This window comes from Streptomyces sp. NPDC054932 (genome assembly GCF_053610205.1).
On record NZ_JBSGXU010000047.1, the window covers coordinates 20876 to 47438 of the forward strand.

The 26563-nt window shown below is 70.5% G+C and carries 24 protein-coding genes and 1 pseudogene; 8 read left to right on the top strand and 17 right to left on the bottom strand.

Translation table 11 applies throughout. The annotated features are described in order from the left end of the window. Window positions 1-23: 23 nt before the first annotated feature. The 7 genes from fbaA to ACWGE1_RS15765 all read right to left on the bottom strand — a co-directional run bounded on the left by fbaA (window position 24) and on the right by ACWGE1_RS15765 (window position 6593). Window positions 24-1046 carry a class II fructose-bisphosphate aldolase gene (fbaA, locus tag ACWGE1_RS15735; protein ID WP_453333925.1) on the bottom strand — a complete coding sequence of 341 codons (1023 nt, stop codon included), beginning with the start codon at window positions 1044-1046 and terminating at the stop codon, window positions 24-26. A gap of 306 nt (window positions 1047-1352) precedes the next feature. Further along, on the bottom strand, window positions 1353-1892 hold the full coding sequence (gene pyrE, locus ACWGE1_RS15740) for an orotate phosphoribosyltransferase (protein ID WP_453421054.1): 540 nt from the start codon (window positions 1890-1892) through the stop codon (window positions 1353-1355). 21 nt (window positions 1893-1913) lie between these two features. Beyond that, a complete protein-coding gene (locus tag ACWGE1_RS15745; RefSeq protein ID WP_453421055.1) occupies window positions 1914-2702 on the bottom strand; it encodes an aldose epimerase family protein in 789 nt (262 codons plus the stop codon). A 32-nt stretch (window positions 2703-2734) separates the two neighbouring features. Further along, complete coding sequence (locus ACWGE1_RS15750) at window positions 2735-3595, bottom strand: SRPBCC family protein (RefSeq protein ID WP_453421056.1); 861 nt, start codon at window positions 3593-3595, stop codon at window positions 2735-2737. A 33-nt stretch (window positions 3596-3628) separates the two neighbouring features. Further along, entirely contained in the window at window positions 3629-5272 is a 1644-nt protein-coding gene (locus tag ACWGE1_RS15755; protein ID WP_453421057.1) for a polyamine aminopropyltransferase, read from the bottom strand. A gap of 146 nt (window positions 5273-5418) precedes the next feature. After that, entirely contained in the window at window positions 5419-5967 is a 549-nt protein-coding gene (locus tag ACWGE1_RS15760; RefSeq protein ID WP_453421058.1) for a DUF2617 family protein, read from the bottom strand. Window positions 5968-6359: 392 nt separating this feature from the next. Further along, window positions 6360-6593, bottom strand: a complete 234-nt coding sequence (locus ACWGE1_RS15765) for a hypothetical protein (protein ID WP_453421059.1) — start codon at window positions 6591-6593, stop codon at window positions 6360-6362. Between the two features lie 128 nt (window positions 6594-6721). Between ACWGE1_RS15765 and ACWGE1_RS15770 the strand changes: the two genes are divergently transcribed. Beyond that, window positions 6722-7918: a pyridoxal phosphate-dependent aminotransferase gene (locus ACWGE1_RS15770; protein ID WP_453421060.1), complete on the top strand. Its 1197-nt coding sequence runs from the start codon at window positions 6722-6724 to the stop codon at window positions 7916-7918. A 74-nt stretch (window positions 7919-7992) separates the two neighbouring features. Here the strand turns inward: ACWGE1_RS15770 and ACWGE1_RS15775 are convergent, their stop codons facing one another. After that, a complete protein-coding gene (locus tag ACWGE1_RS15775; protein ID WP_453421061.1) occupies window positions 7993-8343 on the bottom strand; it encodes a hypothetical protein in 351 nt (116 codons plus the stop codon). Continuing rightward, entirely contained in the window at window positions 8340-8825 is a 486-nt protein-coding gene (locus tag ACWGE1_RS15780) for a prevent-host-death family protein (protein ID WP_453421062.1), read from the bottom strand. The genes ACWGE1_RS15775 and ACWGE1_RS15780 overlap by 4 nt, the downstream gene beginning before the upstream one ends. Window positions 8826-9148: 323 nt before the next feature. Between ACWGE1_RS15780 and ACWGE1_RS15785 the strand changes: the two genes are divergently transcribed. Further along, window positions 9149-10339 carry a glycosyltransferase family 39 protein gene (locus ACWGE1_RS15785; protein ID WP_453421063.1) on the top strand — a complete coding sequence of 397 codons (1191 nt, stop codon included), beginning with the start codon at window positions 9149-9151 and terminating at the stop codon, window positions 10337-10339. Window positions 10340-10342: 3 nt separating this feature from the next. Here the strand turns inward: ACWGE1_RS15785 and ACWGE1_RS15790 are convergent, their stop codons facing one another. Continuing rightward, a complete protein-coding gene (locus ACWGE1_RS15790; RefSeq protein WP_453421064.1) occupies window positions 10343-10888 on the bottom strand; it encodes a YbjN domain-containing protein in 546 nt (181 codons plus the stop codon). Window positions 10889-11007: 119 nt separating this feature from the next. Between ACWGE1_RS15790 and ACWGE1_RS15795 the strand changes: the two genes are divergently transcribed. Next, window positions 11008-11508 (top strand): hypothetical protein, encoded by a 501-nt coding sequence (locus ACWGE1_RS15795; protein WP_453421065.1) that lies wholly within the window; start codon window positions 11008-11010, stop codon window positions 11506-11508. 66 nt (window positions 11509-11574) lie between these two features. Here ACWGE1_RS15795 and clpB read toward each other — a convergent pair whose 3' ends face one another. Beyond that, entirely contained in the window at window positions 11575-14160 is a 2586-nt protein-coding gene (gene clpB, locus ACWGE1_RS15800; RefSeq protein WP_453421066.1) for an ATP-dependent chaperone ClpB, read from the bottom strand. 118 nt (window positions 14161-14278) lie between these two features. Between clpB and ACWGE1_RS15805 the strand changes: the two genes are divergently transcribed. Continuing rightward, entirely contained in the window at window positions 14279-14692 is a 414-nt protein-coding gene (locus ACWGE1_RS15805; RefSeq protein ID WP_453421067.1) for a pyridoxamine 5'-phosphate oxidase family protein, read from the top strand. Window positions 14693-14826: 134 nt separating this feature from the next. On the opposite strand, the gene ACWGE1_RS15810 is transcribed toward ACWGE1_RS15805, so the two are convergent. Then, entirely contained in the window at window positions 14827-15141 is a 315-nt protein-coding gene (locus ACWGE1_RS15810; RefSeq protein WP_030383724.1) for a Rieske (2Fe-2S) protein, read from the bottom strand. Between the two features lie 356 nt (window positions 15142-15497). Between ACWGE1_RS15810 and ACWGE1_RS15815 the strand changes: the two genes are divergently transcribed. Next, the gene (locus ACWGE1_RS15815) at window positions 15498-16565 is read left to right on the top strand and encodes a helix-turn-helix transcriptional regulator (RefSeq protein ID WP_453421068.1); all 1068 of its coding nucleotides are present in this window, start codon (window positions 15498-15500) and stop codon (window positions 16563-16565) included. Window positions 16566-16637: 72 nt separating this feature from the next. Here ACWGE1_RS15815 and ACWGE1_RS15820 read toward each other — a convergent pair whose 3' ends face one another. From ACWGE1_RS15820 to dnaK, 4 genes are read right to left on the bottom strand one after another with little or no spacing between them, the layout of a single operon-like run. Beyond that, window positions 16638-17108, bottom strand: coding sequence for a heat shock protein transcriptional repressor HspR (locus ACWGE1_RS15820; protein WP_453421069.1), 471 nt, complete (start codon window positions 17106-17108; stop codon window positions 16638-16640). Between the two features lies 1 nt (window position 17109). Continuing rightward, window positions 17110-18291, bottom strand: coding sequence for a molecular chaperone DnaJ (gene dnaJ, locus ACWGE1_RS15825; protein ID WP_453421070.1), 1182 nt, complete (start codon window positions 18289-18291; stop codon window positions 17110-17112). 39 nt (window positions 18292-18330) lie between these two features. Further along, a complete protein-coding gene (gene grpE, locus ACWGE1_RS15830; protein WP_453421071.1) occupies window positions 18331-18981 on the bottom strand; it encodes a nucleotide exchange factor GrpE in 651 nt (216 codons plus the stop codon). Continuing rightward, entirely contained in the window at window positions 18981-20825 is a 1845-nt protein-coding gene (dnaK, locus tag ACWGE1_RS15835; RefSeq protein WP_453421072.1) for a molecular chaperone DnaK, read from the bottom strand. The genes grpE and dnaK overlap by 1 nt, the downstream gene beginning before the upstream one ends. A gap of 255 nt (window positions 20826-21080) precedes the next feature. Between dnaK and ACWGE1_RS15840 the strand changes: the two genes are divergently transcribed. Together ACWGE1_RS15840 and ACWGE1_RS15845 are read left to right on the top strand one after the other, a co-directional pair. Continuing rightward, window positions 21081-21614, top strand: a complete 534-nt coding sequence (locus ACWGE1_RS15840; protein WP_453421073.1) for a sugar transferase — start codon at window positions 21081-21083, stop codon at window positions 21612-21614. Between the two features lie 110 nt (window positions 21615-21724). Next, window positions 21725-23977: pseudogene (locus ACWGE1_RS15845) on the top strand ((Fe-S)-binding protein); the annotation flags it as partial. A 428-nt stretch (window positions 23978-24405) separates the two neighbouring features. On the opposite strand, the gene ACWGE1_RS15850 reads toward ACWGE1_RS15845, so the two are convergent. Beyond that, window positions 24406-25314, bottom strand: coding sequence for a hypothetical protein (locus ACWGE1_RS15850; RefSeq protein ID WP_453421074.1), 909 nt, complete (start codon window positions 25312-25314; stop codon window positions 24406-24408). 267 nt (window positions 25315-25581) lie between these two features. Between ACWGE1_RS15850 and ACWGE1_RS15855 the strand changes: the two genes are divergently transcribed. Further along, entirely contained in the window at window positions 25582-26505 is a 924-nt protein-coding gene (locus ACWGE1_RS15855) for a Yip1 family protein (RefSeq protein ID WP_453421075.1), read from the top strand. Window positions 26506-26563: the final 58 nt, after the last annotated feature.

A 26563-nucleotide genomic window follows, 5' to 3' on the forward strand; every position in this document is an offset into this window, starting at 1 on the left:
TTCGGTACGGCTCTGCGGGCCGACTACTTGAGCTTGGTGCCGGTGGAGCGCAGGTTCGCGCACGCCTCGGCGACGCGCGCGGCCATGCCCGCCTCGGCGGCCTTGCCCCACGTGCGCGGGTCGTACTTCGACTTCGTACCGACCTCGCCGTCGACCTTCAGGACACCGGCGTAGTTGCTGAACATGTGGTCCACGACCGGGCGGGTGAAGGCGTACTGGGTGTCGGTGTCGAGGTTCATCTTCACGACGCCGTTCTCCAGCGCGGTGGCAATCTCCTCGGCCGTGGAGCCCGAGCCGCCGTGGAAGACGAAGTCGAACGGCGAGGCCTTGCCGTACTTCTCGGCGACACCGGCCTGGAGGTCCTTGAGGAGCTCGGGGCGCAGGACGACGTTGCCCGGCTTGTAGACGCCGTGGACGTTGCCGAAGGAGGCGGCCAGCAGGTAGCGGCCCTTCTCGCCCAGGCCGAGGGCCTCGGCGGTGCGGATCGCGTCGTCGACGGTGGTGTACAGCTCGTCGTTGATCTCGTGGCTGACGCCGTCCTCCTCGCCGCCGGTCGGGGTGATCTCGACCTCGAGGATGATCTTGGCGGCGACGGCCTTGGCGAGCAGCTCCTGGCCGATGGCCAGGTTGTCGGCCAGGGTCTCGGCGGAGCCGTCCCACATGTGCGACTGGAAGAGCGGGTTCAGACCGCGGGACACGCGCTCGGCGGAGATGTCGAGCAGCGGACGTACGTAGCCGTCCAGCTTGTCCTTCGGGCAGTGGTCCGTGTGCAGGGCGACCGTGATGTCGTACTTGGCGGCCACGATGTGCGCGAACTCGGCCAGGGCGACCGCGCCGGTGACCATGTCCTTGTTGTGCTGGCCACCCAGGAACTCCGCACCACCGGTGGAGATCTGGATGATGCCGTCGCTCTCGGCCTCCGCGAACCCGCGCAGGGCAGCGTGCAGGGTCTGGGAGGAGGTCACGTTGATGGCCGGGTAGGCGAACTTGCCTGCCTTCGCCCGGTCGAGCATCTCGTTGTAGACCTCGGGGGTTGCGATGGGCATCTGTCCGCTCCTTGGATGTGCGGGGAGTGTGCTTATTACGGGCCCTGACCTGGGGGCGACGTCATCGTCGCGCCTATCTTTCCAGACTCAGCGCGGGGGTCCAGCCTGCCGGTCTCACGTGGTGGGCGAACGGCCCGGGATGTTTCACGTGAAACACCCCGGGTGCCCGGGAAAGAGCAGGTCAGGCCGGTTTCAAGGGCGGCCGAGGGCCATCGTCACCAGTTCGTGCGGTGGCCGGACCGGGCCGGATCCGGGCCCGTTCCGGGCGGGATCCGGGCCGGATCCGGGCAGGGGCCCGGGCCGGACCTAGGACAGGCCGAGGTCCCCGAGGAGGTACCCGGTGAGGTACGGGAGACCGGCCGCGGCGATGGCGTCGGCCGCACCGCGGTCGACGATCGTGGCCACGGCGACAACCTCGCCGCCGGCCTCGCGGACCGCCTCGACCGCGGTCAGCGGGGATCCGCCGGTGGTCGAGGTGTCCTCGACCACCAGGCAGCGCTTGCCCTTCACGTCGGTGCCCTCGATGCGGCGCTGCATGCCGTGGGCCTTCTGCGCCTTGCGGACGACGAAGGCGTCCAGGCGCTGACCGCGCGCGGCCGAGGCGTGCAGCATCGAGGTCGCGACCGGGTCGGCGCCCAGGGTCAGACCGCCGACGCAGTCGAATTCGAGGTCGGCGGTGAGGTCGAGCATGACCTGGCCGACCAGCGGGGCGGCCTCGCCGTCGAGGGTGATCCGGCGGAGGTCGATGTAGTAGTCGGCCTCACGACCGGAGGAGAGGATCACCTTGCCGTGCACGACGGCCTTGTCCTTGATCTGCTGCAGAAGCGCATCGCGTACGTCACTCATGCCTCTGAGCTTAGAGGGGGCCTAGGAGAGCCGCCGCCATGTCCAGGTCGTGGAGACCTCCAGTGGATCCACCGGGGTGACCAGGCGCGGGAGGGTGTTCAGCCCGTTCGGCGGGCCCGACTGCGGCTCCACGCAGACGGCCTCGGACTCCTCGTCGTAGATGACCACCCATTCGGCCCGGCTGGTGACCCGCAGTTCCAGGGCGCCGGGCCAGGTGAGGGTGACGTCGACGCCGTGCGGCATGCCGAAGCAGTCGTCCCGGGGGCCGGGCTTCGGGTCGATGCGGTTGCCGGTGGGGAGGTGGTCGGCGCCGCGCTCCTCCTGCCAGGCGGGGTCGAAGGCGACCTCCACGTCCGGGCCGCCGGCCCGGAGGCTGCGCAGGAACCAGGGGTGCCAGCCGGCCTGGGCCGGGAAGGAGTCGCCGTACGTCTCCACGCCCATGGTGAGCGTCAGCGAGTCCTCGGCGAGGGCGACGACCTGGGTCACCCGGCCGGGGTACGGCCAAGGGTCCGCGAGGTCGTAGGTGAAGGCCGCCTCGGTGGCGGTGGCGCCGGCCGGGCGCCAGGGCGCGTCGCGGCCGAAGCCGTGCAGAGCGTGCGGCGGGTGGTTGAGCGGCATCTGGTGGACGGTCGCGCCGTCGCGGATTCGCCCGTTCTCGATCCGGCCGCACCACGGAACCATCGGGAAGGCCCCGAACTTCGGCCCCTGGCGCAGCAGTTCCGTCCCGTCGACGCGCAGGCTGCTGATCCGGCAGCCGTTCTCCTGGTCGACCGTCACCTCGGCGCCGCCGGCGCTCAGTTGCGTACTCATGCGGTCGACCCTAATGGGGCAAGGGGCGCAGGTCAGCGACGGCGGCGCAGGGCCCGGCCGATGACGACCGCCGAGGCCAGCGCGAGGGCCGCGGCCGGGGCGATCCAGCGCAGGCTGTCACCGGCGGTGGCGGCGGCCGGCGCGGGGACCGGTGCGTACCGGCCGCGCGGCGGCGCGTGGTCCACCTCCTCCGCACTGCGGCCGATCATGGTGCGGCGGGCGTGGGCGGCCTCGGCCGGGGGGCGCGGGGCTCCGTCGGCGCCCTCGAACCGACCGGCGAGGAAGGGGTCCAGGGACGGCGGCGGTACTTCGGCCTCGAACAGGGAGGCGCTGACCTCGGTGACGTCGTCCCCGCCGTCCGCCGTTTCCTCGGCGCCGGCCTCCGCTTCGGCCTCCGCCTCGGCTTCGGCCACCGGGTCGCTCACGGTGTCGGCCACCTCGTCGTCCGCCGCCTCGTCGTCGGGCACGGACCCGATGGTCAGCGCTCCGGCGGCCCGCTCCAGCAGACGCTGCACGGCTGTGGCCGTGGCCCCGGGCGGGAAGGCGGCGGCGCGCCCGTCGGCGGTGGCCCCGGCGGTGAAGTCCAGCCGGGTCCCGTCCGGGGCCGGGGTCAGCCGCAGGTCGAGGGCGAACTTCACGGTCCCGCTGCCCCGGACCTCCGTGCCCTCACCGTCGAAGGTGAAGTGCCCGGGATCCCGCTCGGTGACGGTCAGGGCTCCCCGGTAGGTCACGGTGGTCCCGCCGACCCGGACCTTGAGACGGCCCGAGACCGGCCCGGCCTCGGTGTCGGCGTCCTGCTGGAGTCCCGGCACGCACCGGGCCACCCGGGCGGGATCGCGCAGCACGGCGCGGAGGTCGTCTGCCGGTACCGGAACGAACACCTGATGCTCCATGTGGTCGAGCCTACCGACGAGACCCGCACCGGGTCACGAATACCGCGGGTGCGGCAGGGTCGACGGCGGAAGTCCGGGCATCCGGGTGCGTTCCGCGTCGCGTGCGGCGTCCTGCAGGGAGCGGGTCGACAGGGAGCGCAGCGCGGGCGTGTCGCGGTCCACGCGCAGCGGGGGCTCCTGGTCCCGGGCGGCCAGCACGAAGCCCCAGTCCTGGGGAGGCGCGTCGGTCACGCCGAGGGGGGTGCGGTCGGGTCCTGCGGCGAAGCCGGTGAGGCGGCCGCCCGCGCTGTAGGGGGCGGTGCGCAGGCCGGCCGCGCGGAGGGTGGAGTCGACGGTCCAGTACGCACGCGGGCGCGTGTCCAGCGGTCCGGCGTGCACGGCGATCCGGCCCCCGGGGCGCAGGGCCCGCGCGGCCAGCCCGTAGAACTCCTGGGAGTACAGCTTCGTGCTGGGGGTGATGCCGGGGTCGGGGAGGTCGGAGACGATGACGTCGAAGCGGTCGTCGGCGGCCGGCCCCCGCAGCCAGCGGAAGGCGTCCTGCGTGACGACGGCCAGGCGCGGGTCCTCGTACGCCCGGGCGTTGAGCGCGGAGAGCATCGGATCGGTGCGGGCGAGCCGGACCACTCCCGGGTCGAGCTCGACGACGGTCACGGAGGAGACGTCGCGGTAGCGGAGCACCTCGCGGGCGGCGAGCCCGTCGCCGCCGCCGAGGACCAGGACGCGGGTGTGCGGGCCGGTCATCGCGGGGTGGACCAGGGCCTCGTGGTAGCGGTACTCGTCGTAGCCGCTGACCCGCAGCCGCCCGTCGAGGTAGAGGTCGAGGGAGCGCGGGGAGCCGGTCGGGGGGCCGGTGAGCACCAGCTCCTGCACGCCGGTCTGGACGGCGACCCGCACCTCCCCGCCGTAGACGGCGCGCCGGGCGATCCGCTCGAAGTCGTCGGCGAGGACGGTCGCGGAGGCCAGCACGGCCAGTACGGTCACGTTCGCGGCGATCAGCACCCAGCGGCAGCGTCTGCTGAGGTCCCGGCGGAACAGCCACAGGACCAGCCCGCCCCCGACGATCACGTTGACGGTGCCGGTGACCATGGCGCCGGTGAGCTGCCCGAGCACGGGCAGCAGCAGGAAGGGAAAGGCGAGGCCGCCGACGAGGGCGCCCACGTAGTCGGCGGCGAACAGGTCGGCGACGGCCCCGCCCGCGTCCTGTCTGCGGATGCGCTGGATGAGGACCATCAGCAGCGGGATCTCCGCGCCGATGAGCACCCCGATGGCGAAGGAGAAGGCGACCAGCGCGGGGCGGGACTCCCCCAGCCAGGCGAAGCTCGCGTACAGCGCCATGGCCGAGAGCCCGCCGAGGAGGGCGAGCCCGGCCTCGATGGCGCCGAAGCCGAAGGCGGGCCGGTGGCGGAAGCGCTTGGCGAGCAGGGAGCCGACCCCCATGGCGAAGACCATGACGGACAGCACGACCGACGCCTGGGTGACGGAGTCGCCGACGAGGTACGTGCCGAGGGCGAGCAGCTCCAGCTCGTACACGAGACCGCAGGCGGCGCAGACGAATACGGTGGCCAGGACCAGGAGTCGGCCGGTCCGGGGCCGTACGGGCAGGGCGGCCGGGACGGTCGCGGCGCCCCGAGGCTCCGGAGCCGGGAGCACCCGGCGCGGGACGGAACGGTCGATCATGAAGCGAACCGTACGTCACCGCCCACCGACATCCGGTCACCCACATGGGTGCAAGTGGCGTACCGATCCGGCCAGTTGGCGTAACCGTGGCGGGATAATCGCGCCCCGGCGCCCACAGGGCCGGCCCGACGCTCCCAAGACGGCCCCTAGAGCAGTGCGGGTGATTCCAGGGCCGCCGCCGCGGGGGCCCCGACCCGTACGCCCACCCGCGTCCGGGTGGCCACCAGCTGGCCCTCCTGCGGGTACGCGTGCCAGGTCCGCCAGCGCACCTGGCCCTCGTAGTGCTGCGCGAGCATGGCGGTGAAGGCGTGCGGACTTCCGGGAAAGGTCCCCGCTAGTCCGTTCGGGTGGTCCGCCACCAGCGCGAGCAGCTCCTGGGCCCGCCCGGCGAACGATCCGCGGGACAGGGTCTCGACGCGCGCGGCGAACTCGTACTCCCAGTCGCCGACTCGCTTGGCCACGCCGAGCGGCAGCGGCGTACTGCTGCCGGGCATGCAGGCGACCGTCTCCGAGCAGCGCACCTCCCCCTCCTCCAGAAGCACCTGATGGGAGGCTCCGAGCAGGCGCAACTCCACCTTCGCACCCGAAAGTTCGAGGTTCAGTACGGCCAGGGCGGGCAGCCGGTCCCGACCCAGGGCCCAGGCGAGGTCGGCTGCACGCGTGTCGGTGTATGAGGTCTGGAGGGTCGTGAGCATGAGTCGGCTCCGCAAACGCGCGAGGGAGATGGGCCGGGGCCCGCCAGCGGTAGCAAGCACGGGTGGGGGGAAACCGGCACGGGTCCACAGGAAGTCCAGGGAGGTCCGAGGACTGGTCTACTCAACCGAGGGAATCATGAAAGGCACGGCACTCACAGCGTTTTTACCCAACTTGACGGGGTTTACATCCCCCCGGGGGCTCCGCAGTTCACGTGTTCAACAAGTTGCGTCCCGCGCGTCGTGATGCAACGGCGAACGAGAGGGCGCCCGACGGCAATCGGGCCGTCGAACGCCCTCGTCAACGCGATGCCGCGCGGCCCCGGCCGCCCCGTCCCGGCCGCCGGCCGGCGGTCACCGGCGGCAGCGTCAGCCGCGGCCGCGGCCGCCGGTGGTCAGCTGGAACCGCCGCCGCACCCTCCGCCGCCACCGCACGAGGAGGACGATCCCCCGCACGACGAGGAGGAGGAGCCGCAGCCCGACCCCGACGAGGAGCTGCCGCCGTCCACCCACCAGCTGCTGCGGCGGCCCCGGTGGGAGGTCGAGCCCCGCCCCTTGGAGGTCCGGACCAGCTTGGTCAGGAAGAAGGCCGCGACGAAGAGCAGGATCACAATGAAGACGAACCACATGTCCGCCACCTCTCTCACACCCCGGTCTTCCCGGGGGAGCGGGATCCCCGCGTCCCGCGTGAAGGGGGAATGCCCCCGGCCCGCGCGGCCCAAAGCACACTTGAGGAAGTCCAGAGGTTGCCCGCAGGATGACGCCCATGAGCGCATCCGTGAACAGCGACCGCCCCTTCCTGAACCGCCGCCTGGCGGCCTTCGGCACGACGATCTTCGCGGAGATGTCGGCGCTGGCCACCCGCACCGGTTCGATCAACCTCGGCCAGGGGTTCCCCGACACCGACGGCCCGGCGGAGATCGCCGAGGCTGCCTCCCGCGCGGTCCTCACGGGGCTCGGCAACCAGTACCCGCCGGGGCCCGGCGTCCCGGAGCTGCGCACCGCGATCGCCGCCCACCAGGAGCGCTTCTACGGCCTCGGCCACGACCCCGACACCGAGGTCCTCGTCACGGCGGGCGCCACGGAGGCCATCGCCGCCTCCCTCCTCGCCCTCCTGGAGCCGGGCGACGAGGTCATCGCCCTGGAGCCGTACTACGACTCGTACGCGGCCTGCATCGCCATGGCCGGCGCGGTACGCGTCCCCGTCACCCTGCGCCCCCACGCCGGAGCCTTCGTCCTCGACCTGGACGAACTGCGCGCCGCCGTCACCCCGCGCACCCGCCTGCTGCTCCTGAACACGCCGCACAACCCGACGGGCACCGTCCTGACCCCGGCCGAGCTCACGGCGATCGCGGAGCTGGCGGTCGAGCGCGACCTGCTGGTTGTCACGGACGAGGTGTACGAGCACCTGGTCTTCGAGGGCGCCCACACCCCGCTGGCGGGCCTGCCGGGCATGCGCGAGCGGACGGTCACCATCTCCTCGGCGGGCAAGACCTTCTCCTTCACGGGCTGGAAGGTCGGCTGGCTCACGGCTCCCCCGGAGCTGGTCACGGCGGTCCGCTCGGCGAAGCAGTTCCTCACCTACGTCTCCTCGGGCCCCTTCCAGTACGCGATCGCCGAGGCCCTGGCCCTGCCCGACACGTACTACGACGCCTTCCGCGCCGACCTGGCCGCCAAGCGCGACCTCCTCGCCGACGGCCTCGCGGCGGCCGGCTTCGAGGTCTTCCGGCCGCAGGGCACGTACTTCATCACCACGGACATCACCCCTCTCGGCGAGAAGGACGGCCTCGCCTTCTGCCGCGCCCTCCCCGAACGCTGCGGCGTGGTCGCCATCCCGAACCAGGTCTTCTACGACGACAAGTCGGCGGGCGCGACCCAGGTCCGCTGGGCCTTCTGCAAGCGGACGGTTGTACTGCAGGAGGCGGTTGAGCGCCTCGGTCGGCTGGCCCGCTGAGAGCGAGCCAGATGGACGTGCGGGCATGGGGCCCGGCCTTCCAGCCGGAGCCCGTGCCGCACGGAAGCTACGAGCTACTCGGTGTCCTTGGGATGCCGAGTGGACGCGTAGACCAGAATGACGGTCTCCGTTTCCGGGCTGACCAAATAGCGCACGCGCCCGCCACTCGTGACTTCGAACTCCCACTGCTCCAGCGCGGATCCCTTCCACTCCTTGGTGGAGAGCCTCCCGCGCAGCTGGTGCTGACGGTTCCAGTTGTCACGCGACAACGGGTCGGTGCGCAGCGCCTCAAGGCAGCGGTGGGCGCTGGGCAGCGCCGCACGGCACAGTTCCTCCCACCCCGTCACCGCCTCCGTGGTCCCGAAGACCACGTTCCACCCGCTCAGGGGTGGGACGCTGACACGATCACCCTTCTTCGGGCTCACCCGCCCACCTCGACCGGCCCCAGATCATCCCCGTCGAGCGGACGCAGAGCTTCCTTGAGCTGCACCGGATCCGCGTTGATACGAGCCGTCGCCCTCCAGGAGACGAGCGCGCGGTGCACGGCCTCCCGCGCACCCAGCTCCGCCGCATCGGAAAGCGCTTCCAGGAGTTCCACCATGAACGCACGCATCTCTTCGTCGTCCAGGTGCCGCACCCAAGGGAAGACTTCGGGCAGCGCCAGCAGGAGCGACCGGGCTCCGTCATCATGCTTCATGAGTGCGAGGAAGAGCCGGGACGCCGTCGTGAGGTTCTCCTCGGTGCGCTCCGCATGCACGGCCGTCGTCAGCACCATGTCGGGCGCGTCCCGATGCGTGACACGCAGAGCACCGAGGGCGGCGGCCCGGGCGGCTACGGCCTTCGGGTTTCTCGACAGGTCCGTGAACGAAACCGATTCGGGCTCGGCTCCCAGGTAAGCAAGGCTCATACTCAGACTGTACTCAGATTGTGTTCTGAGTAACAGAGGATCCTTGGCGCTCCGTGCTCGTGCCTTGCCCTTCTGCAAGCGGGAGGAGATCCTGCGCGAGGCGGTGTCCCGCCTGGGCCGGCTCGCCCGGTAGCCGGCGGCCGGACCGATCGGACGCCGCTCCCGCAGGGCGGCGGGCGGCGGGCGGACCTGCGCGTTCCGACGCCGGTCACCCTGCGTCCTTGCGGGGTTGTGAGGGCGGTGTGAAGCTGTGCGTCGAGCAAGTGCCCGAAGCCCTCACCGTCGGGTGGGCGGACCCAACGCGAGCCGGAGAGTCGGGATTCATGGCAACGGGCAGAGCGGCCGTGTCCGCGTCGCCGCTGGAGATGCGCGCGGTGCGGGCCGTGCGGTCGGCCGCGCCGACCACCGTGATCGCGCTCGGGGTGTTCGCCGCCGTGCGCGGGGCCGGGGTGCTGGTGCTCGCGATCGGGGCCTGGTGGGCCGGGCGGGACCCGCTGAAGGTGCTCGGGCGGTCCTGGGACTCGGACTGGTACCTCAGGATCGCCACCCACGGCTACGGGCGGACCCTGATGTGGCCCGAAGCCGCCACCGGAACCGGGCCCGTGCAGAGCGACTACGCCTTCTTCCCGCTCTACCCCACGCTCATACGCGTCGTCTCCGGGATACTGCCCGGCGACATGGTGCCCGCCGCGCTCCTCGTCGCCTGGGTCTCCGCCGCCGTGGCCGCCCTCGGGATCTACCGGGTCGGGGAGCGGGTGACAGGCCCGCGCGCCGGGCTGCTGCTCGTGGGACTGTGGGCGGCGCTGCCGCACGCGGTGGTGCTGACCCTCGCCTACACCGAGGCCCTGCTGACCGCCTTCGCCGCCTGGGCGCTGTACGCCCTGCTGCGCGAACGCTGGATGTGGGCCGCCGGACTCGCCGTACTGGCCGGGCTGACCCGGCCCACCGGGCTGGCCGTCGCGGCCGCCGTCTCGGGCATGGCCCTGTACGCGATCGCCGTACGAAGATCCCGGGCACCCGAGGTGTGGCTGGCCGGGCTGCTGGCTCCGGTGGGCTGGGCGGCGTACGTCCTGGCCGTCGGGGTGAAGGTGAGCAACCCCCTGGGCGGCTATTTCGCCGTGCAGCGCAGCTGGGGCTCCCGCTTCGACTTCGGCATCGGCGCGCTGCGCTCCGCGGAGCGCGTGCTGACCGGCGGGCACGTGCCGCTCGCGACCACCGTGACGGTGGTCCTGCTGGCCATGGCCGGGCTGCTGGCGGTGCTCCTGGTACTGGACCGCACGCCGCTGCCGCTGCTCGGGTACACCGCGATCCTGCTGGTGATCACCTTCGGCGGGGCGGGCTTCTTCGAGTCCAAGCCGCGCTTCCTGCTGCCGGCCTTCCCGCTGCTCCTGCCGCTGGCCGCCGTCATGGCGCGAGCCCGGCCGCGCACCGCGGTCGTGGTGACCGCGGTGGTGGCCGGGCTCGGTTACGGCTACGGGCTCTATCTGCTGCTGATCGCCCGCGTGCCGCTGTAACGGCTACTTGTCGGCGTCGCCGTTGCTGTCGTCGTCGCCGTCGGTGGAGTCGATGTCCTGCTCCAGGCCGAGCTGCTCGACGAGCCACTTGTCGAACTCGATGGAGGCGCGGACCCAGCTGACCGTGGAGGACACGAAGTGCTCCAGGTTGACGCCGGTGCCGATCAGCATCTGCGCCTCACCGATCAGGCGGACCGAGCCGTCGTCGTGGGTGTGGCTGTAGACCTTCGGCCACAGGGTGCGGCGGTTCCAGTCGTCGATCGACTCGAGAAGCTGCGGCTTCTCGTCGATCTTGTGCGGACGGTCGTAGAAGGTCCGCACCGAGAAGACCTGCTGTTCGTCCTCGCCGCGGAACATGAAGTACGTGCGGAACTCCTCCCACGGCGCCGCGAGGTCACCCTCGTCGTCGACGACGTACTTGAGCTCCATCTGCTCCAGCAGCTGCTTGACCAGATCCTGGTCGGGGACGACGGGGCCCGCCGGTCCTGTGGCCTGCGGATCGGGCTGCTGCCCTCCGAAGTTCGGAATCGAGGCCGGGTCGATGCTCACCGTGTTTTCCCTTCGTGCGGATACCTGCATCCTCCCCCATCTCGCCCACCTTGTGTCCAGCCCCGGCGGCTACGATCCGCTCGCAGCGGACAGAGGATCCGCCGGGCGGAGGGGGCGGAATGAACAGTCTTGCGAAAATCGGCGTGGGGATGGGCGTCGCGGTGGGGCTCCTCCTCGTCCCGTTCTCACTCATCGGGGGGATCCTCGCCTTCTTCCTCGGGGACCCGTACGGCGACGAGAAGTACGCGTACAACTACGACGTATCCGTCCCCGACGACAGGTCGTCGCTGGCCTCCATGGACTGCACCGACGCCCTGGCCTTCGTCCACGCGCAGCTGCCCGCCGCGGGCCTCGACGCGGACTGCCGCACCAGCCCCGTCCCCGGGCACACCAGGGTCGTCGCCACGTTCCGCATGGAACGCACCGCTGCCCGCGCCTGGCTCATGGCCGCGTTCCGGACGGCAGAGCCGAACAACACGTGCAGGCTGTCCGACTGCGGCGAGGCGTGGTGGTCGGCGAAGGACTCTCCCAGGGACGCGAGGTACGTGACGTACGGGGTCGTGCGGCTCGCGGACGGGACCGACCGGGTGGAGATCCTGGGCTCGGCGCCGACGCGTTAGCAGCGCGGCGGCGCCGAGGAGCCGGGAGTCGGGCCGGGCGGTGCGGCCCGGTCGAAAGGGACGGCCTCAGAGCGCCTTGCCGACCAGCAGGTCCTCGCCCGCCACGTCGACCCGTACGGTGTCGCCGTCCCTGACCTCGCCGGAGAGGATCTCCTTCGCCAGGCGGTCGCCGATCGCCGTCTGGATCAGGCGGCGCAGCGGCCGGGCGCCGTACGCCGGGTCGTTGCCCTTGTCCGCCAGCCAGGCCAGCGCCTCGGGGCTCACGTCCAGCGTCAGCCTGCGGTCGGCCAGGCGCCGGGCCAGGCGGCCGATCTGCAGCTGCGCGATGTGCGCGAGCTCGTCCCGGGTCAGCGCGGAGAAGACCACCAGGTCGTCCAGGCGGTTGAGGAACTCCGGCTTGAAGGAGGCCCGCACCACGTCGAGGACCTGCTGCTTCTTCTGCTCCGGCGGGGTCAGCGGATCCACCAGGAACTGGCTGCCCAGGTTCGAGGTCAGGATGAGGATGGCGTTGCGGAAGTCCACCGTCCGGCCCTGGCCGTCCGTGAGGCGGCCGTCGTCCAGGACCTGGAGCAGGACGTCGAACACCTCGGGGTGGGCCTTCTCCACCTCGTCCAGCAGCACCACGCTGTACGGGCGGCGGCGCACGGCCTCGGTCAGCTGGCCGCCCTCCTCGTAACCGACGTAGCCGGGCGGGGCGCCGACGAGCCGGGCCACGCTGTGCTTCTCGCCGTACTCCGACATGTCGATGCGGACCATGGCCCGCTCGTCGTCGAAGAGGAAGTCGGCCAGCGCCTTGGCCAGCTCCGTCTTGCCCACGCCCGTCGGGCCGAGGAAGAGGAAGGAGCCGGTCGGGCGGTCCGGGTCGGCGATGCCTGCGCGGGTGCGGCGCACGGCGTCAGAGACGGCCCGTACGGCCTCGCCCTGGCCGATGAGGCGGCGGCCCAGCTCGTCCTCCATGCGGAGCAGCTTCTGGGTCTCGCCCTCCAGCAGGCGGCCCGCCGGGATCCCGGTCCAGGCACCTACCACGTCGGCGATGTCGTCGGGGCCGACCTCGTCCTTGACCATCGTCCCCTTGGACGCCTCGGCCTCGGCCTCGGTGGCCTCCGCCAGCTCGCGCTCCAGGGTCGGGATCTCCCCGTAGAGCAGCTTGGAGGCGGTGTCGAAGTCGCCGTCGCGCTGGGCGCGCTCGGCCTGGCCGCGCAGGTCGTCCACCCGCTCCTTGAGCTCGCCGACCCGGTTGAGGGACTGCTTCTCCTTCTCCCAGCGGGCGGTCAGGCCGCGCAGCTCCTCCTCCCGGTCCGCGAGGTCCTTGCGGATCTTCTCCAGGCGCTCGATGGAGGCCGGATCGGACTCGTTCCTCAGCGCCAGCTCCTCCATCCGCAGGCGGTCCACGGAGCGCTGCAGCTCGTCGATCTCCAGCGGCGAGGAGTCGATCTCCATGCGCAGCCGGGACGCGGCCTCGTCGACGAGGTCGATGGCCTTGTCGGGGAGGAAGCGGGAGGTGATGTAGCGGTCGGAGAGGGTCGCGGCGGCCACGAGCGCGCTGTCGTTGATGACGACCTTGTGGTGGGCCTCGTAGCGGCCCTTGAGCCCGCGCAGGATCGCGATCGTGTCCTCGACGGACGGCTCGGCGACCAGCACCTGCTGGAAGCGGCGCTCCAGCGCCGGGTCCTTCTCGATGCGCTCGCGGTACTCGTCGAGGGTGGTCGCGCCGACCATGCGCAGCTCACCGCGGGCCAGCATGGGCTTGAGCATGTTGCCCGCGTCCATGGCGGAGTCGCCGCCCGCGCCCGCGCCGACGACCGTGTGCAGCTCGTCGATGAAGGTGATGATCTGGCCGTCGCTCGACTTGATCTCGGCGAGCACGGTCTTCAGGCGCTCCTCGAACTCGCCGCGGTACTTGGCGCCGGCGACCATCGCGCCGAGGTCCAGGGAGACGAGCCGCTTGTTCTTCAGGGACTCGGGGACGTCGCCCTTGACGATGCGCTGGGCCAGGCCCTCGACGACCGCGGTCTTGCCGACGCCGGGCTCGCCGATGAGCACCGGGTTGTTCTTCGTACGGCGCGAGAGCACCTGCACGACGCGCCGGATCTCCTGGTCACGGCCGATGACCGGGTCGAGCTTGCCCTCACGCGCGGCCGCCGTGAAGTCGGTGCCGAACTTCTCCAGGGCCTTGTACTGACCCTCGGGATCGGGGGTGGTCACCCGCCGTCCTCCTCGTGCGTTCTCGAAGGCGTCGAGCAGCTTCTTCGCGGTCGCGCCCTGGGTGGAAAGGACCTCGCCGGCCGCGCCGCCCTTGGCGGCGATGGCGATGAGGAGGTGTTCGGTGGAGAGGTACTCGTCGCCGAGCCTGCCGGCCTGCGCGTCCGCCTCGGCGAGTACGGCGAGCAGGTCGCGGGTGGGCTGCGGGGGCGCGACCGTGGAGCCGGTGACGCTGGGCAGGGCGGCGAGCAGCCGCTCGGCGCCGGTCCGTACGGCGACCTGGTCGGCGTCGGCGGCGACCAGCAGGTCGATGACGTTCTCGTTGTCCTCGCCGGCGAGGAGCGCCAGCAGCAGGTGCGCGGGGGTCAGATCCGCATGGCCGTCCTTGACGGCCCTGCTGGTGGCCGCGTTCAGCGCATCGCGGCTCTTGTTGGTCAGCTCGGCGTCCACTGCGTCCTCTCCTCTCCCCGAGGGGTCTCCAACAACACTGACATAATCAGCGTATGCAAAGTTGAGTCTATTCCACTCAAGGCAGTTGAGGACACCGTCGGCCCGTACCCTTCGGCCCATGTCCCATGACGTACTCAACCCGACGCCCGAGTACCTCGCCTTCTGGCGGGAGCGGCGCGTCTGCACCCTGACCACACCGCGCCCCGACGGCACGCCCCACGTGGTGCCGGTGGGCGTGACGTACGACCCGGAGGCCGGCCTGGCGCGGGTGATCAGCAACCGGCACAGCAAGAAGGTGCGCAACGTCCTGGCGGCGCAGGACGCACAGCCGGAGGGGGCGCGGGTGGCGGTCTGCCAGATGGAAGGGCGCCGCTGGGCCACCCTGGAGGGACGTGCGGTGATCCGCACGGACGAGGCGTCGGTCGCCGACGCGGTGGCGCGCTACGCGGAGCGCTACGGGCGCACGCCGTCCCCCAATCCGGACCGCGTCGTCATGGAGATCACCCTGGACCGGGCGATGGGGCGCGCCTAAGACGTTGATTCTTCATCTTGTCCGGTTCAGGCACTGGACGCGGACATCACAACGGCGCCATCGTGGTCAGGTCCACGATGGCGCCGTTGTGTGGGGGTAGCGCCTGAGCGATCTGCAACGACGGGGGAATCGCTTCAGGCACTGCGGGGGGTGGCGGTGGTGATATCGGGTTCGAAGAGCTGGTGGTCACGCTGATCGAGATTGACGAAGACCATTCCGTAGCGCACCTCGCAGCGGACGGGCTGCGGCGCGCCCCGCGGGCGGCGCAGGCACCGGTAGGCACGTACGTCCTCGTCCTCCTCGCGCACGACGACGATCGGTTGACCGAACAGGGTGACCATCAACGAGTCGCCGGGGTGGGGGATGGCCGTGGCGAGATCGATGAACTGCCAGCCCGAGCGGTAGGCGGAGGCCATCTCGCGGCGGAAGCCGCGGTCGTCGGGGGTCATGCGGACACCGTCACAGGGGCCTCGGTCCAACCCGTATCGCCCTTACCGCCCAGCTGGCCGCTGGTCCAACCGGTGTCCGCGTACTTACCCACGGGCGCCGTGGTCCAGCCGGTGTCGAACTCCGTGCTCGTCAGGCTCGTGCCCTGACCGTCCCTAGCGCTCCCCGCGTCACTTTCGACGGCGCTGACTGCCCCAAAAACCGCAACGGCGGAGAAAACTATGGCAAGCACCGAGCGAAGCATTCTCTTGTACATGGTCGGCTTCGTCCTCACTTGATGGAATCCTCTCCCCCGCGTGACAGACGATGGCTCATTCAGGCACGTCAATGCCACAGGGACGATGCATCATGTTCTTGCATGTTCAGGACCCTGGGGGGTGGAGATTTGACGCGAATCGATACAAAAGCGACACATCCCCACCCCGTCACGTCCATGTGTGCCGAGGGGACGCGGCTCTACGCGACCGCACTGAGCACCGGCCGGATCGCCCGGGGCGAGATCCAGAACGCCCCCTGCCTGCTTGAATTCGCTCTTCTGCAGCCCGACCCGGATGACGCGAACCAACTGCGTCCGGTTCCCCCGTCCGTCGCTTTGGCTCAACGGCTCCATCCGATTGAACGCGAGATCCAGGACCGCCGGCGCAGCGCTGTAGATCTCACCGACACTTTCGAGCCTTTCCTGGCCATCAGCGCACAGAGCCCGGCCAACACCCACGCCATCACGGTGCTGGAGGGTTTCGAGCAGATCAATGCCGCGCTGAACCTCGCGACGGCCGAATGTCACACCGAGGTGCTGACGGTCCAGCCCGGCGGAGCGCGGCCCTCCCTGGCCCTCACCCAGGCCCTGGAACGCGACCAGCCGTTGATCGACCGCGGGGTCAGCATACGGACCCTCTACCAGCACACCGCGCGGCACAGCCAGGGCACGCTCGCCTACGTGGAGCGGATATCGACGGGAAAGGTGGAGATCCGCACCCTCGAGGAGCTGATCGAGCGCCTGATCATCTTCGACCGCACGGTCGCCTTCATCCCGGTGAGCGACGACCGCCGGGTCGCCCTGGAACTGCGCCACCCGGGCCTGGTCGACTACCTCATCAAGGTGTTCGAGCAGCTCTGGCACCGCGCCGTCCCGCTCCAGGAGGAAGTGACGTACCGCAGCACCCCCGGCGGGATCTCCGGCGTGCAGCGGACCATCGCGCAGCTCCTGATCGAAGGACACGTCGACGAGGCCATCGCCCGCCGCCTCGGCATGAACGTCCGCACCTGCCGGGCGCACATCGCCAAACTCGCCACCACCCTCGGCAGCGGCAGTCGCGCGCAGCTCGGCTACCTCATCGCCCGATCCGGCATCCTGGGCCGGCCCTCAGGACCCGAACAGGACTGCGAGGGACATCCGGACCACGAGCCGGACCGGGAAGGGCTCTGACGGCCCTCAGGCCCCGCCCCGGGAGGGGCGGGGCCTGAGGGTGTGCGCCAGGAGCCGGGTACGGGACCCGGGTCAGTCCATCGGCCGCTTGGGGCTCGGCCGCCAGACCACCAGGGCACTGCCCGGCTGCGGAGGCTGGTAGGGCACCAGGTCGCGCCGGTACGAGGCGTGCACCTGGGCCTCGCGGGCCTGCAGCGTGGCCGCCGCGCCGTCCACGGCCGCGGAGAGCTCGGCCACGCGCTGCTGGAGCGCGGCGACCTGGTTCTCCAGTTCGATGATCCGCTTGATGCCCGCCAGGTTGATGCCCTCGTCCTGCGACAGCGCCTGCACCGTACGGAGCAGTTCGATGTCACGGGCCGAGTAGCGCCGGCCGCGGCCGGCCGTACGGTCCGGGGAGACCAGACCGAGACGGTCGTACTGGCGGAGGGTCTGCGGATGCAGACCCGAGAGCTGGGCGGCCACCGAGATCACGTAGACCGGGGTCTCGTCGGTGAGTTGGTAGGCACCATTCCCCAAACGGGACTGTCGTCGGCGGCCGTCCATGTCATGCTCCCTTCGCGGACTCGAACAGCGCGGAGCGCGGGTCCTGCGACTCCGTCGCCTCGCGGTACATCTCCAGGGCCTCGCGGGCCTTGTCCGACAGCTCGGTCGGGACCGCGACCTCCACCGTGACCAGCAGGTCCCCGCGGGTGCCGTCCTTGCGGACCGCACCCTTTCCGCGGGCCCGCATGGTGCGCCCGTTGGGGGTGCCCGGCGGCAGCTTCAGCGTCACCGAGGGGCCGTTCAGGGTCGGGACCTTGATGTCGGCCCCCAGCGCCGCCTCCGCGAACGTCACGGGCACGGTCACCGTCAGGTTGTCGTCCTTGCGGCCGAACACCGGGTGCGCGTCGACGTGCACGACCACGTAGAGGTCACCGCCGGGACCGCCGCGCTCGCCCGGAGCACCCTTGCCGCGCAACCGGATCCGCTGGCCGTCGGAGACGCCCGCCGGGATCCGGACCTGCATGGTGCGCGAGCTGCGGGCACGGCCGCTGCCCTTGCAGACGTCGCAGGGGGTCTCCGCGATCAGGCCGCGGCCCTTGCAGTCCGCGCAGGGGTCGGTCAGCGAGAAGCCGCCGCCGCTGCCGCGCGAGACCTGGCCGGTGCCGACGCAGGTCGGGCACACCCTGGGGGTGCCGTTCTTGTCGCCGGTGCCCGAACATGCCTTGCAGGGGGCCTGGGAGGACATCCGGAGCGGGACCGTGGCCCCGTCCACCGCCTCCGTGAAGGAGAGGGTGACCTCCGACTCGATGTCCTGGCCGCGGCGCGGCTGGGTACGGGTGCCCGCACCCGGGCCGGCGCCGCGGTTGAAGAGACCGCCGAAGACGTCGCCCAGGCCGCCGCCGAAGCCGCCGGCCTGGCCCGCGCCCTGCTGCTGACCCCCGAAGAGGTCGCCGAGGTCGAAGTTGAACGAGCCGCCGCCGCCCGGCCCGGGGCGGAAGCCACCGTTGCCGAACAGGGCGCGCGCCTCGTCGTACTCCTTGCGCTTCTTGGCGTCCCCGAGGATGTCGTTCGCCTCGGAGATCTCCTTGAAGCGCTCCTCGGCCGAGGCGTCGCCCTTGTTGGCGTCCGGGTGGAACTCGCGCGCGAGCTTCCGGTACGCCTTCTTGATCTCGGCCTCGGTGGCGTCCTTCGGGACACCGAGGACCTTGTAGTAGTCCTTCTCGACGAAGTCCTTCGTGCTCATCCCCGGTGTCCCTCCTCTCGTGCCTCTACGTGTGGTGCATCAGCCCTTGTCGGGGGCATCCGCGTCCAAGCCGTCCGCCGCTTCGCCCTCCGCGGACTCGGACTTGGGGGCCGCGCCCGGCTGGGGCTCGGCCACCGCGACCCGCGCGGGACGGATCGTACGCTCGCCGATCCGGTACCCCGGCTGCAGGATCGCCACGCAGGTGTCCTCGGTGATGTCCGGCGCGTACGAGTGCATCAGGGCCTCGTGGATCGTCGGGTCGAAGGGCTCGCCCTCCTTGCCGAACTGCTGCAGACCCATCTTGGCGGCGACGGTCTCCAGCGATTCGGCCACCGACTTGAAGCCGCCGACCAGCTCGCCATGCTCCCGCGCCCGGCCGATGTCGTCCAGGGTCGGGAGCAGCTCCGTCAGGAGGGACGCGACCGCGATCTCCTTGACGGTGATCCGGTCCCGCTCCACCCGGCGGCGGTAGTTCTGGTACTCGGCCTGGAGCCGCTGGAGGTCCGCGGTGCGCTCGGAGAGCGCGGTACGGGCCTGGTCCAGCTGCGCCAGCAGCGCCACGTCCTGGCTTGCGTCCCCGGCCGGGGCCGCCTCGTCCTCGGCGGACTCGGCGGCCTTCGGCTCAGCGTCGTTCTGACCGGCGTCGGGGACTTCGGGCTTCTCGTCGAAACCCGGGGTCTCCTCCGACATCAGGCAGCGCCGCCCTTCGGCTTCTCGTCGTCGACGATCTCGGCGTCGACGACGTCGTCGTCGGCCTTCGCCTGGCCCGCGTCACCCGCGCCGCCAGCGGCCTGGGCGGCCTGGGCGTCGGCGTAGATGGCCTGGCCGAGCTTCTGGCTGACCGCGGCGAGCTTCTCGGTCGCGGTGCGGATCTCGGCGGTGTCCTCGCCCTTGAGGGTCTCCTTCAGCTCGGAGACGGCGGACTCGACCTCGGTCTTGACGTCGGCCGGGACCTTGTCCTCGTTGTCCTTGACGAACTTCTCCGTCTGGTAGACGAGCTGCTCGCCCTGGTTGCGGGACTCGGCCGCCTCCTTGCGACGGAGGTCCTCGTCCGCGTACTGCTCCGCCTCCTGGCGCATGCGGTCGACCTCGTCCTTGCCGAGCGAGGAGCCGCCGGTGACGGTCATCTTCTGCTCCTTGCCCGTGCCGAGGTCCTTGGCCGTGACGTGCATGATGCCGTTCGCGTCGATGTCGAAGGAGACCTCGATCTGCGGGACGCCACGCGGGGCCGGGGGCAGGCCCGTCAGCTCGAACATGCCGAGCTTCTTGTTGTACGCCGCGATCTCGCGCTCGCCCTGGTAGACCTGGATCTGCACGGACGGCTGGTTGTCCTCGGCCGTCGTGAAGATCTCGGACCGCTTGGTCGGGATCGTGGTGTTGCGCTCGATCAGCTTGGTCATGATGCCGCCCTTGGTCTCGATACCGAGGGACAGCGGGGTCACGTCGAGGAGCAGGACGTCCTTGACCTCACCCTTGAGCACACCGGCCTGGAGGGTGGCGCCGATGGCGACGACCTCGTCCGGGTTGACGCCCTTGTTGGCGTCCTGACCGCCGGTGAGCTCCTTGACGAGCTCGGCGACGGCCGGCATACGGGTGGAGCCGCCGACCAGGACCACGTGGTCGATCTCGGACAGCGCGATGCCGGCGTCCTTGATGACGTTGTGGAACGGGGTCTTGCAGCGGTCGAGCAGGTCCGCGGTCAGCTGCTGGAACTGGGCGCGCGTGAGCTTCTCGTCCAGGTGCAGGGGGCCCTCGGCGGAAGCCGTGATGTAGGGCAGGTTGATCGTGGTCTCCGTGGAGGAGGACAGCTCGATCTTCGCCTTCTCGGCGGCCTCGCGCAGACGCTGGAGCGCCATCTTGTCCTTGGACAGGTCGACGCCGTGGCCGCCCACGAACTGCTTCACGAGGTAGTCGACGACGCGCTGGTCCCAGTCGTCGCCACCGAGGTGGTTGTCACCGTTGGTGGCCTTGACCTCGACGACACCGTCGCCGATCTCCAGGAGCGACACGTCGAAGGTGCCGCCACCGAGGTCGAAGACGAGAATGGTCTGGTCGTCCTTGTCGAGACCGTAGGCCAGGGCGGCGGCCGTCGGCTCGTTGACGATGCGAAGGACGTTCAGGCCCGCGATCTCGCCGGCCTCCTTCGTCGCCTGACGCTCGGAGTCGTTGAAGTAGGCCGGGACGGTGATGACCGCGTCCGTGACCTTCTCGCCCAGGTACGCCTCGGCGTCGCGCTTCAGCTTCTGCAGGATGAAGGCGCTCATCTGCTGCGGGTTGAAGTCCTTGCCATCCAGGTTGATCTTCCAGTCAGTGCCCATGTGGCGCTTGACGGAGCGGATGGTCCGGTCCACGTTCGTGACCGCCTGGCGCTTGGCCACCTCGCCGACGAGGACCTCACCGTTCTTGGCGAAGGCGACGACGGACGGCGTGGTCCTGGCGCCCTCGGCGTTGGTGATGACGGTGGGCTCGCCGCCTTCCAGAACGCTGACGACGGAGTTAGTGGTGCCCAGGTCGATGCCGACCGCACGTGCCATTTCAATTCCTCCAGCTGACTTGAGTGGAACAGACTCAACCATGCCGTATCGCTGCGTTTGCGTCAACAGAACTGAGTCGAGTCGACTCAACCTTTAGCTGCCGCTTACGCGCAACCCCGGAGGTGCGGCGCGCACCTGCCTGCGGCCCGGACCCCCGGCGCTCCGCCCCGCAACCCGCGCCGCGCCTCAGCCGAACGGGTCACCGCAGCCGCGCGCCACCACAAGACCGCCGGAGGCATGCGGCAGCGTGCTGGCATGCCCCTCACACTCACCGCTCCGCGGGTACGGGTCCCCGCCACCCCACCGGCAAAGAGGGTGTTCGACCTCGTCGGGGCAGTGATGCTGCTCGCAGTGCTCGGCCTGCCGCTCATGGTGATCACCGCCCTGCTGTACGCGACCGGGGGCGGCCGCCCCTTCGTACGGGAGCCGGCCGCGGGCCTGGCCGGGCGGCCCTTCCGGACCTGGCGGCTGCGCACCGACGACGGCGCGACCCGGATCGGCGCGGCCCTGGACCGCTGCGCAGTCGACTGCCTCCCCCAGCTGCTGAACGTGCTCCGCGGCGAGATGTCACTGGTCGGGCCGCGCCCGGAAGCCCGTACGGACCGCCCCGAGCGGCTCCTCGTACGCCCCGGAATGACCGGATTGTGGCAGGTCAGCGCACGTTCGGACCTCCCCTGGGAGGAGATGGCCCTGCTCGACCGGCATTATGTGGAGAACCACTGGCTCGGGATGGACCTCGCGATCCTGGCGCAGACCCCGCGCGCGGCGTACCGGCAAAGGGTCGCCTGAGCGACACAGATCACCGCACGCTCAGCTACATTGCGGCGTCGGGAATGGGTAACCTCAAGCCTTGACTTCATAAGTTACCGCTTAGTAAGTGCCGCCCGAGGAGCCCTTCCATGCAACTCGCCGCGATCATCGTGTCGCTGGTCATCACGGTGGTGGCCGTCGCGCTGTTCGGCCGTGCCACCGTGCAGATCTACCGTTTCGTGCGACTCGGCCAGCCAGTGCCCGCGGGCACGCGCACCGGCGATCCCACGCAGCGCACCATCACCCTGGTCAAGGAGTTCCTCGGCCACACCCGTATGAACCGCTGGGGAATCGTCGGCTTCGCGCACTGGTTCGTGGCGGTGGGCTTCTTCTCACTGCTGCTGACGATCGTCAACGCCTTCGGCCAGCTCTTCCAGGCCGACTGGCTGATCCCGATCATCGGCGACTGGCTGCCGTACGAGATCTTCACCGAGTTCCTCGGCCTGATGACCGTGCTCGGCATCGTCACCCTGATCGTCATCCGGCAGCTGAGCCGGCCGAGCGGAGCGGGCCGCAAGTCCCGCTTCACGGGCTCCAAGACGGGCCAGGCGTACTTCGTCGAGGCCGTCATCCTGATCGTCGGCATCTGCATCATGACGCTGCGCGCGCTGGAAGGCGCCCAGCACGGCGTCGACGGCTGGGAGCCGGGCTTCTTCGCCTCGTACCCGCTGATCGCCGCCTTCGACGGGCTGAGCCTGAGCACGCTGCAGTACCTCACCTACTTCTTCGCGGCGCTCAAGATCGTCACGTCCTTCACCTGGATGATCACGGTCTCGCTCAACACCAACATGGGTGTCGCCTGGCACCGCTTCCTCGGCTTCCCGAACATCTGGTTCAAGCGGAACGCGGACGGCGCCACGGCGCTCGGCGCCCTGCAGCCGATGACCTCGGGCGGCAAGGAGATCGACTTCGAGGACCCGGGCGAGGACGACTCCTTCGGTGTCTCCCAGGTCGAGCAGTTCTCCTGGAAGGGCATCCTCGACTTCTCCACGTGTACGGAGTGCGGTCGCTGCCAGTCGCAGTGCCCGGCCTGGAACACGGGCAAGCCGCTGTCCCCGAAGCTTCTCATCATGTCGCTGCGCGACCACGCGCACGCCAAGGCCCCGTACCTGCTGGCCGGTGGCGGCAAGGACATGGAGGGCAACGAGAAGGCCACGGCGGAGCAGCTCGCCGGCGTCCCGGCCGCCGCTCTGGCGGAGGCCGAGCGCCCGCTGATCGGCACCGCCGAGGAGAACGGCGTCATCGACCCGGACGTGCTGTGGTCGTGCACCACCTGCGGTGCGTGCGTGGAGCAGTGCCCGGTCGACATCGAGCACATCGACCACATCGTCGACATGCGCCGCTACCAGGTGATGATCGAGAGCGCGTTCCCGTCGGAGGCGGGCACGATGCTCAAGAACCTGGAGAAGAAGGGCAACCCCTGGGGCCTGGCGAAGAAGCAGCGCGTCGAGTGGACCAAGGAGGTGGACTTCGAGGTCCCGATCATCGGGAAGGACGCGGAGGACCTCTCCGAGTTCGACTACCTCTACTGGGTCGGCTGCGCCGGCGCCCTGGAGGACCGGGCCAAGAAGACCACGAAGGCCTTCGCGGAGCTGCTCAACATCGCGGGCGTCAAGTTCGCGATCATGGGCGGCGACGAGAAGTGCACCGGCGACTCGCCGCGCCGCCTGGGCAACGAGCCGCTGTTCCAGCAGCTGGGCCAGGAGAACGTGGCCATGCTGAACATGGCATTCGGTGAAGACGACGACGACCCGTCGACGAAGAAGCCGAAGTCGGCGAAGCGGATCGTCTCCACCTGCCCGCACTGCTTCAACACCATCGCGAACGAGTACCCGCAGCTGGGCGGCGAGTACGAGGTCATCCACCACACGCAGCTGCTCCAGCACCTGATCGACGAGGGCCGCCTCACGCCGGTCACGCCGGTCGACGGCCTGATCACGTACCACGACCCGTGCTACCTGGGTCGGCACAACAAGGTCTACACGCCGCCGCGCGAGATCATGTCGGCCGTGCCGGGTCTGCGTCAGCAGGAGATGCACCGCCACAAGGAGCGGGGCTTCTGCTGCGGCGCCGGTGGCGCGCGGATGTGGATGGAGGAGCGGATCGGCAAGCGCATCAACAACGAGCGCGTCGACGAGGCCCTGTCCCTGAACCCGGACATCGTCTCCACCGCCTGCCCCTTCTGCCTCGTGATGCTCACCGACTCGGTGAACGGCAAGAAGAACGACGGCCAGGCGAAGGAACACGTCCAGGTGGTCGACGTCGCGCAGCTGCTGCTCGACTCCGTGAAGGCCCCGGGCCCGACGGAGGAGGAGCTGGCCGCGCTGGCGGCGGAGGCCGAGGCGGAAGCGAAGGCCGAGGCGGAGGCCGCTGCCGCGAAGGCGGCCGCCGAGGCCGAGGCCAAGGCGAAGGCAGAAGCCGAGGCCAAGGCGAAGGCGGAAACCGAGGCAAAGGCCAAGGCGGAAGCCGAGGCGAAGGCGGAGGCGGAAGCGAAGGCGGAAGCCGAGGCCGAAGCGAAGGCGGCCGCCGAGGCTGAGGCAGCAGCCGAGGCCGAGCCGGAAGCAGAGCCGACGTCGGACGCCGAGCCGACGGCCGAGACGAAGGCCGAGGCCGAGACGAAGGCCGAGGCCGAGACGAAGGCCGAGGCCGACGTTGAGGCGAAGCCCGAGGCGGAGGCGAAGCCCGAGGCCGAGAACAAGTAGCGGCACTCGCAGCACCGGAACGGCCGGTCCCCCGTGGGGGACCGGCCGTTCCGGCGTACGGGGGGCAATCAGGCCTGGTGGCGGTCCAGCATGGCGAAGCCCAGCCCGGCGGCACCCGACGCGGCCATGCCGCCGCCCGAGGCGACCACCCTCGGGGTGTCCGATCCCGCGGTGTCGACCGTGTACTTCTCGATCAGCCTGCCGCGGAAGTCGTACACCCAGCTGTTCCCGCCGCCCTTGCCGTCGATCACGACGAACTTCACGCGCTTGCCGTCCTGGACGAGCTTGTACATCCAGCCGTCGTTGTGGGCGCTCGGACGCTTGAGGTCGATCGTGCCGAGGGCGCGGCCGTTCGGCATGGAGAGCTCGACGCGCTTGCCCTTCGGGCCGTCCACGAGCTTGGCGATCCGCCCGTCGGGCATGGTGATCCGCACCGAGCTCTCCTTCCGGATCTCCTTCTTGGCGTCGGGCTTCGGCAGGGGCAGGGGCTTGGGCAGGGGCTTCGGCGCGCCCTCCATCCAGGACGTGATGGTGCCGTTCGGCTGGAGCACGACGTGCAGACCGTTGTTCTGCCCGTAGGTCGCGGCCCCGCCCCTGCTGACCAGCGTGTCCAGCTTCGTGGAGCCGGCGAGGATGTCCGCCTCGAAGTGGTTGTGGCTGATCCTGTAGACCTTGGCGACGGACCCGTCCGCCAGCTTCACGGTGGTGACGAACGCGCGGACGCTCGGCGCCGTCCTGACCGGCGTCGTGGGCGAGCCGGTGGACCGGCTCGTGGGCGGCACGGACGGGTCCACCGAAGGCTCTACGGGCGGCTCCACCGACAGACCCACCGACGGCTGCTCGATCCCCGGCAGCGCCTCCGGCTCCGGCACGGCCGGGGAGTCCGCGAAGGCGGATCCGACCGGGAGGGCCAGGACGGTGGCCGCGCCGGCGACGACGGCGGCGGTACGAAGGGTGGTTCGGCGAGTGTTGCGCATGGTGTGGGCTCTTCTCGTGCTCGTTCGTGCTGCGTAGCGGCGACGAGTACGAAGCTACGGACCCGATATGTGCGTCATCCATAGAGAACGTAACAAGAAGCCTCAGAACGCGACACAACCCCGTAAATCAGACACACGCTGGAGCCGGGTACAGGGTGGGGACACCCCCTCGGGGATCCCCTAAGGGATGTCACAGGTCAGCCGCAAAGGGTGGCTGTTCCGGCAGCCCGGCCACCGACGCCCGCCGGACCAGGTACGTTCGATCACGTGGCTGGATTCAGGATCGGACGCGGCCGGGACAACAACCGCTCTCCGCAACAACCCCCGCAGCAGCAGCAGTCGTACGGTCAGCAGCAACCGCCGCCGCCGTACGGCCAGCAGCCCTACCCTCCCGTCGGCGGGCCGCCACCGCAGCAGCAGTGGCCGCAGCCGGGCGCCGGAGGTCACGGCGAGCCGGAGTACTTCGACCCGTACGGACAGCAGCAGCCGCAGGCGCAGCAGCCCCCGTACGGCCACGGAGGCGGCGGCGGGCGCGGCGGGGGCTACACCAACGACAACCCGGGGCACACCCAGATGTTCGCCGTCGGCGAGGACCCGTACGGCCAGGGCGCGACTTACCAGGCGGGCTCGGCCGGAGCGGCGCCGTCCGGGCCGCGGCTGCCGTGGAAGGAACTGCTCCGCGGCATCGTGACGCGGCCGGGGCAGACCTTCCTGCAGATGCGCGACTACGCCGTCTGGGGTCCCGCGCTGATCGTGACCTTCCTCTACGGGCTCCTCGCGGTCTTCGGCCTCGACGACGCCCGCGAGGACGTCATCAACGCGACGGTGCCGAAGGCCGTCCCGATCGTCCTGTCCGCCGGCGTGGCCTTCGTCATCTGCGGGCTCATCCTGGGCGCGGTCACGCACACCCTGGCGCGCCAGCTGGGCGGCGACGGCACCTGGCAGCCGACCGTGGGCCTGTCGATGCTGGTGATGTCCATCACGGACGCGCCGCGCCTGCTGTTCGCCGTGTTCCTCGGCGGCGACAACATGATCGTCCAGGTCCTGGGCTGGGCCACCTGGGTGGCCGCCGGAGCGCTCTTCACCTCGCTGATCAGCAAGTCGCACGACCTGCCGTGGCCGAAGGCCCTCGGCGCGTCCGCGATCCAGCTGGTCGCGCTGCTGTCGATCATCAAGCTGGGCACGATCTAGCCCACCCGCCCCCGCACGCGTGCACGCATGTGAAAGGGCCCGCCGCGCACTGTCTGCG